The organism is Xenorhabdus lircayensis (assembly GCF_016306625.1).
GTDB lineage: Bacteria > Pseudomonadota > Gammaproteobacteria > Enterobacterales > Enterobacteriaceae > Xenorhabdus > Xenorhabdus lircayensis.
Genome location: NZ_JACOII010000012.1, coordinates 1 through 6,644, shown reverse-complemented (window position 1 = coordinate 6,644; position 6,644 = coordinate 1). Strand labels below are relative to the sequence as shown.

At 40.4% G+C, this 6,644-nt stretch carries 8 protein-coding genes and 1 pseudogene; 4 read left to right on the top strand and 5 right to left on the bottom strand.

What is annotated here, in order from left to right; translation table 11 throughout:
- Window positions 1-135: 135 nt before the first annotated feature.
- From H8A87_RS01965 to H8A87_RS01955, 3 genes are read left to right on the top strand one after another with little or no spacing between them, the layout of a single operon-like run.
- A complete protein-coding gene (locus tag H8A87_RS01965; protein ID WP_198688342.1) occupies window positions 136-663 on the top strand; it encodes a hypothetical protein in 528 nt (175 codons plus the stop codon).
- A gap of 13 nt (window positions 664-676) precedes the next feature.
- The gene (locus H8A87_RS01960) at window positions 677-1,288 is read left to right on the top strand and encodes a JmjC domain-containing protein (RefSeq protein WP_198688341.1); all 612 of its coding nucleotides are present in this window, start codon (window positions 677-679) and stop codon (window positions 1,286-1,288) included.
- Window position 1,289: 1 nt separating this feature from the next.
- Complete coding sequence (locus H8A87_RS01955) at window positions 1,290-1,841, top strand: hypothetical protein (RefSeq protein WP_198688340.1); 552 nt, start codon at window positions 1,290-1,292, stop codon at window positions 1,839-1,841.
- On the opposite strand, the gene H8A87_RS01950 is transcribed toward H8A87_RS01955, so the two are convergent.
- The gene (locus H8A87_RS01950) at window positions 1,838-2,470 is read right to left on the bottom strand and encodes a LysE family translocator (protein WP_198688339.1); all 633 of its coding nucleotides are present in this window, start codon (window positions 2,468-2,470) and stop codon (window positions 1,838-1,840) included. The genes H8A87_RS01955 and H8A87_RS01950 overlap by 4 nt on opposite strands.
- Window positions 2,471-2,911: 441 nt before the next feature.
- Between H8A87_RS01950 and H8A87_RS01945 the strand changes: the two genes are divergently transcribed.
- Window positions 2,912-4,144: an MFS transporter gene (locus H8A87_RS01945; RefSeq protein ID WP_198688338.1), complete on the top strand. Its 1,233-nt coding sequence runs from the start codon at window positions 2,912-2,914 to the stop codon at window positions 4,142-4,144.
- 175 nt (window positions 4,145-4,319) lie between these two features.
- On the opposite strand, the pseudogene H8A87_RS01940 reads toward H8A87_RS01945, so the two are convergent.
- The 4 genes and pseudogenes from H8A87_RS01940 to H8A87_RS20145 all read right to left on the bottom strand — a co-directional run.
- Window positions 4,320-4,568 (bottom strand): annotated as a pseudogene (locus H8A87_RS01940) (IS1 family transposase); the annotation flags it as partial.
- 101 nt (window positions 4,569-4,669) lie between these two features.
- A complete protein-coding gene (locus H8A87_RS01935) occupies window positions 4,670-6,004 on the bottom strand; it encodes a reverse transcriptase domain-containing protein (protein WP_198688336.1) in 1,335 nt (444 codons plus the stop codon).
- A 10-nt stretch (window positions 6,005-6,014) separates the two neighbouring features.
- The gene (locus H8A87_RS20150) at window positions 6,015-6,146 is read right to left on the bottom strand and encodes a hypothetical protein (RefSeq protein ID WP_258087083.1); all 132 of its coding nucleotides are present in this window, start codon (window positions 6,144-6,146) and stop codon (window positions 6,015-6,017) included.
- Window positions 6,147-6,434: 288 nt separating this feature from the next.
- Window positions 6,435-6,557 (bottom strand): hypothetical protein, encoded by a 123-nt coding sequence (locus tag H8A87_RS20145; RefSeq protein WP_269749507.1) that lies wholly within the window; start codon window positions 6,555-6,557, stop codon window positions 6,435-6,437.
- Window positions 6,558-6,644 lie beyond the last annotated feature (87 nt).

Here is a 6,644-nt window from a genome sequence, read left to right as displayed (position 1 = left end):
AATGCACGATAAAGTGATAGGAACTTTTATTGAACGTGAACATTATTTTTAACACCAAGATCTAACCATTTAATACATGACCCAAATTCATGTTTGGAAGGTTATGGTTCCCAGCAAATATGGAATTTTTCAAATATGTTGGATAATGAAGAATACGCTAAGCGCGTTCGGCGGCATTCTTTAGATGAATCAAAGCATTCTACTATGTTTATTACGGCACTGAAGTTAACTTTTCCCGGTGTACTTGATCATGTTGATGATGAAACCAGGAAGAAAATTGATGAAATGCAACCTAAATATTCCCTTGCTAGGCATCCACCGATTGAAAAAGTCCCATTTGAAGAGCGGTTATTTGAACTTGAATCTATTGATCAGTTAATTCAAGTACATATTACAGAAATTCGAGCATTGGTTCTTCAATATATGGTACGAGAAGCATTTATTAAACATGCACCAGAAAAAAACCTCCAAAAGTTGATGAACATATCTGATATCTTAATCCGTGATGAAGCTCGTCATATAAACTATTCTGCCGAGATATTTGAGCATTATGCCACTATTCCAGGAAACAAAGATTATTTTTTCCAAACATTTGAAGATCGTCTTAATGACTTCAATTTGCTAACACAAGAAGAAATAGACCGCGAAGAGATTGAGCTGTAATTGTTCAGGAGGCATGATGAATAATACTTTTCTAGAGAAAGTTTTTAACCCACAACAGTATGAAATTTTTACGAAAAAAATAGACCAGCAACAATTTTATCAATGGAATATTGCGGAACCAAAGATACTTGATGATTTGCAAAAACATATCAACTTACCTAATTTAATTTTCCAAGAAAAAGGTTGCTGGGGTGGTGTGCGTGTGGCCGTTAAGGGGCAACAACAGGAGGAAATTCTTCAATGTACCCCAACACCCCCGTTCCTTACTACCTTGTTCGAACAAGGTTACACGTTAGTATTTAATGATATGCAGAATAAAGTTTTCCCTATTTATCTGATGACTAATGAATTAGGTAACTTGTTGAATGCTGCCGTTAATTGTAACTGTTATGTTACACCTCCACAGACTCAGGGACTGGAACGCCATTACGATGACGAAGATGTTATAGTGGTGCAATTAGCAGGCTGTAAACGGTGGCAAGTAAGCATACCGCAGGAAAATATTTACCCTGATCCTCAATTACCCTACGATGAAGCATATGCTATGCACCCTTGTGGGGAATACCATGATATTTTTCTAGAACCAGGCATGGCAATGTATTTACCGAAAGGGCACTCCTCATGAAGTGGCTGCAATTCAAGAGCGATCAATACATTTGACCTTTTCTATTTCTATGCCAATGGTTAAGGATTTATTACATACCCTAATTGATAATCTGTCACAAGAACAACATGTAGGCAGGGTTCTTCGCCAGAATGTTTCATTACAACCTAGAAGCATATTGCCACAACCGGCTATAGAAAACGCATTAGAGTTGCTTCAACTATCTCTACTAGACCGTTCTATACAGCACAATTTGATAAATAAAGTGAAACAGAAATTCATTTATTTGATGGATGCCAGTATTCTAGTAGATCACTCATTTATGTTTTATGACATTAAGTTAGATAGCAAATTTCAAAAAAACTCAACACAACCTCTTATTCTGGATAATGAAAATATGAAGTTATATTTTCAGGGAGGAGATATTGATGTCAATAAACAAGCATTACCATTTATAACTCATTTATTGGAAGGCAATATTTTCATGATAGAGGATTTACCTGGTGAAGACATAGAAGCTAAAATTGCGCTAGCTAAGGAACTCCTGAGCCAGCACATAATAAAAATTTGTTAATTATTATTGTCAATTATCATTTTTGTTGCTAATCCAAATAATACTGTACCCATCAAGTAACGCTGGAATTTTAACCATGTTGGACGGTTGGAAAGCTGTAGCGCTATATTGCCAGCGCTGAGTACAATAATGTAATTAACTGTAATACTAATAACTATTTGTGTAAACCCAAGAAATAGAGATTGAGATAGAACAGAACTATGATCTGGTGAGATAAATTGAGGTAATAAAGAAATATACATCACTGCAATCTTAGGGTTAAGTAAATTTGTTATAAATCCCATCATGAATAATTTTCTATTACTATCAGGTAATAATTCTTTTATTTCAAATGGCGATTTACCTCTCGGTTTTACTGCTTGCCAAGAAAGATAAATTAAATAACATGCTCCAGCTATTCTTAATGTGTCATAAGCAAAAGGAACTATCATCAAAAAAGTAGTAATGCCAAATGCAGCACAAAACATATAAAAAACAAATCCAGTGGCTACTCCAAGTAATGAAATTACTCCAGCCATACGGCCTTGACAAATAGAACGAGAAATAAGGTAAATCATGTTGGGTCCTGGTGTAATAACCATACCCAATGCAATAAAAGAAAAACCAACTACACTCTGGATTTCTGGCATAATCTTCTCTCACTATTTAGATGTATGATATATATTAAACATACAAAATAACATATGAAATATAATGGTAAATTATAATCTACCATCAAGATAGAGTTAATGATTGAATTAATTTTGGGATAAATCACAAAAATGAAAAAATGGTATTATCTACCTGTGTTATCGCTCTGTTCATCGGAGTGAATCGGTCAATTTAAACTGGTCACAACCTGAGCATTTTTCAAAAATAATCGTTCTGATTCATTGGGTGTAATCCATTGTTATACCAATGGGAACGAAGTTGGCTGTAATAGCCGGTTATATAATGGATAATTAAGCGAAAATATTCATCAAAATAGGGATAAGCCTTCTTCAGGAACTAAGGAAAAATAAAATACCTTCAATGAAGACGGGTACAGAATATATTAAAAAACATAATGATAAGTAAAAAGAGAGTTTAACATGAACCAGCTTACCATTTTTCGTGTAATTCCATTCTGGAAGAAACTGTTACCATCAACACGAGTAGTACTCCTACTTGCTTTTACTATGCTAATACAATCGACTGGGTTTGGTTTATTGACGGCACTTGGGGCAGTTTACTTCACAAAGGTCGTTGGGTTGTCTATCACTCAAGTAGGTCTGGGATTTTCTGTAGCAGCATGTGCAGGATTGTTATCAGGCGTTCCTATGGGGCATTTAGCAGATCGAGTCGGACCTCGCGGGCTATTAAGTATTTTATTGGGATTCGAAGCAATTGCTATAATTAGTTACTTACTGATTGATTCATTTGCCCTCTTTCTCGTGATTGTCAGTCTACATCAGTTCGTTGATAGAGCAGGAAATGCAGTACGCGGTGGTTTGATCGCTCGTGTTGTCAAAGCGGAAGAACAGGTCAAAACTAGAGCTTATTTACGTTCGACTAACAACCTTGGTTTTGCAATAGGTGCAATTCTGGCAGGATGGGGATTACAATTTGATACTCCAATTGTATATCGGGTTCTGATCGTAGTAGCTGCTATGGGATATGTCCTTTCGATGCTATCGATATTTCGATTACCATCAGTACCAGCCATTGCACGCGAGCATGCTGCATCAGCTTTAGCTGTTATTCGCGATCTTCCATATATGGCATTTGCAATTATCAATATGGTGATGTCTTTTCAATATGCAGTTCTAGAAATTGGTATGCCTCTGTGGATTGCCACCCATACATCAGCCCCGCGGTGGATGATTACTATCATGTTTATTATCAACACAATTATGGTTGTAGCCTTACAGGTATCGATCAGTAAACGAGCAGAAACATTGGCTATGGCAAAATGGGCAACTGTAGTAGCAGGAGGAATGTTGGCAGCATCCTGTGTGTTTTTTGGATTGTCGAGTCAAGTAGTTGGGGGGATGCTCATTAGTTCACTAATAGTGGCCGGTCTATTACATGCATGGGGTGAAATGTTGCAATCCGCTGCAGCTTGGTTACTAGCTTATGAATTAGCCCCATCAAATGCGCATGGGCAGTATCAGGGGTTGTTTAGCACAAGTACCTCAACAGGCTTGATGTTGGGTTCATCAGTAGTTACGCTAATAGCGGTAAATGGTGGAATTCAGGGATGGATGACTCTGGGTGGCATTTTCCTAACAGCAGCACTATTGATGCCAATCGTCATTAAATGGGCCAGAAAAAGATTTGATTAGAATTTTGATTCTAATACTACAGCCGTTGTACTTTTATTTTCATGCTATCATATAAAAAACAGTAATTGTCATTTTCAGAAGACGATTGCACGAAATATCAGAAGTTATATGTACACTTGGTCTTAAGCCATATAAATTGGTGAAGTAGCCTTCAGAAAATGACAATTGCTTTTTGGTCACGTTCAATACGTTGAGTAAAATATTTTCCAACCAGATGCTTAGCTGAAGGCAGTAAATTATAGGCACGGTAATTATCCGTGCACCCAAAGGCTATCTTGAATTTAAATAGTTTTTTCAATAACTTTTTCAACGTTTTCTTATTTCGTCTACCAAAAGCATGCGCAATGATGCGTTTTAGACGAGGCTCCCAAGCGGACCATAACCAGCGTTGGCACTTTTTATTCCCGACGAATGACCCCATTTGGTGAGTAGACCTGCCCAGTCACCCGGGCAGGCCCCTCCTCAGAACCGGACGTGCAGAACTACCGCATCCGGCTCCCGACAGACCCCAGTCGTCACACTTATTCAGCAAGAATTGAACATTGAATGGATTCTCCAGCTTGAAGGATAACCCAGCAATTTCAGGATTTGAGTCAATTTCTCCCACGTTATCCCCCGACGCCCTCCTTTCCGGTTGAACCATCTGTAGAGTATTCGCTTACTTTGGTAGATAAACTGCCCAACTCGTCTCTGATTGTCAGAAATACCGTGATAATTTATCCAGCCCCTGATTATCCTGATGACGATAGTCAGGACGAACCTTTTGTCAGGTGTATTCAGGTTCTTCCAGAGGAAGTCCCTGAGTCCCTTCAATTTGGCTGCGAAACGGTCTTTTCGGCTGCTAAATTCCAGTCGCCAGTCACCTTTTCGTGATTTCCCCCAATAGCAGGTAAATCCCAGGAAGTTAAATGTAGGCAGGCGTCTGCCCGACTGATTGGCTCTCATTGCCGCAATGTGCCCCGCAGGGATTAGCTGCGATTTATCACTGTGCAACTCCAGACCGTATTTACTCAGTCGTTTAGGCAATACCTGATAGAAGCGTTTTGCCTCACTCAGGAACTCAAAGGTAAATACCCTATCATCGGCGTACCTGACCATTTCTGCCCGGCCATGAATGTGTGAACGGCTGATTTCATCGAACCATTCATCTATCACATGGTGTAGGTAGATATTGGCCAGTACCGGCGATATAGCTGAGCCTTGAGGGCATCCGAGGACATTATCGGATACCTGTTTGCCTTCGATAACGGGAGCCGTTATTAAAACCTCAATCAGTCTGAGGAAACGGCGATCTGATATCTTCTTCCGCAGTAAATTCATCAACTCAATATGCGGTATCGTGTTAAAGTACTTTCGGATATCGATTTCCACAACCGCGCCCTTCCAGTTACGGTATGTTTGCTGTTGTAGTTCCTTCAATGCCGCATGACAATTTAATCCCGGCCGAAACCCGTATGAACACGGCAGAAACAGTGGCTCATAAATTCGGCTGAGAATATCACTGACTGCAAGTTGCACCAGTTTGTCCTCTATGCACGAAATAGCCAGTGGCCGTTTACTGCCATCCTCTTTCGGGATCTGCGTGATTCTGGCGGCTTTCGGGCGATACGTCCCTCTGCGTATTCGCAGGATGAGATTGTGAATATTCCCATCAGGATGTTCACCGTAAGCGGCTTTTGTCATGCGATCAATACCTACCGCTTTATTCCCGTCAAGCCGCAGGAGTTGTCCTTTCAGCATGTCACTGTTCAGCAGATGCCCTAATTTATTGAACACCTGCTGTTTGTTACAGGCTGATTTCTTGCCTATACGCTCAAGTTTTGTTAACCATGATTGTCCGTCGTTGCTGTGTACGGTCATTGTTTCCCTCTCACGTTCGATCTGTCTGCCAGCCCTTCGCTCCGCGATCATTACTCGTTTCATCACTACTATGGCTGACTCCGACTTCCTGATACCCATCTCTCAGGCCTTGTGTTTTGGCACTTGTGCCCGATATACTCATTCCCTTGAGAGGTGTCAGGATCTCCTGGGTTCCGCACTGTTCTCTACAAACTCGCCGACGCCTGAGACTCCGGTGTGTGCTTCTGACTGGAAAAAAAATCACCAGTGTGCCCATTCAGAAACTATTGCCTGCTGGTTCGACGAGACCATCGGCACAACCCAATCAGCGAATTTCGGAGTTATCACGTTCACCTATTGGTTTCGGCTCGAATGTTTCGCTGTCTACGCTTCATCTCCTTTGTTACCGCCGGAGATGCAAGACTCGCTACGTAGTGGTCTGGTTTGCCTTCTACGACAGGACTTTCACCCGCAAGAACAGTACAGCTTTTCCCAGCGCACCATCGACATCGCAGAAAATTTCAATTAGTTTGTTCATTGCCTGTTCCTTTTTAGAGCATTTTTTGGTGTGCACTAAAACTTTGCTCCTGGAACAGGCACTTCGCCAGTTCTTTATCCAGAATTAATGAAATGGACACTTCCCCTAAACGGCTTCAGTGAG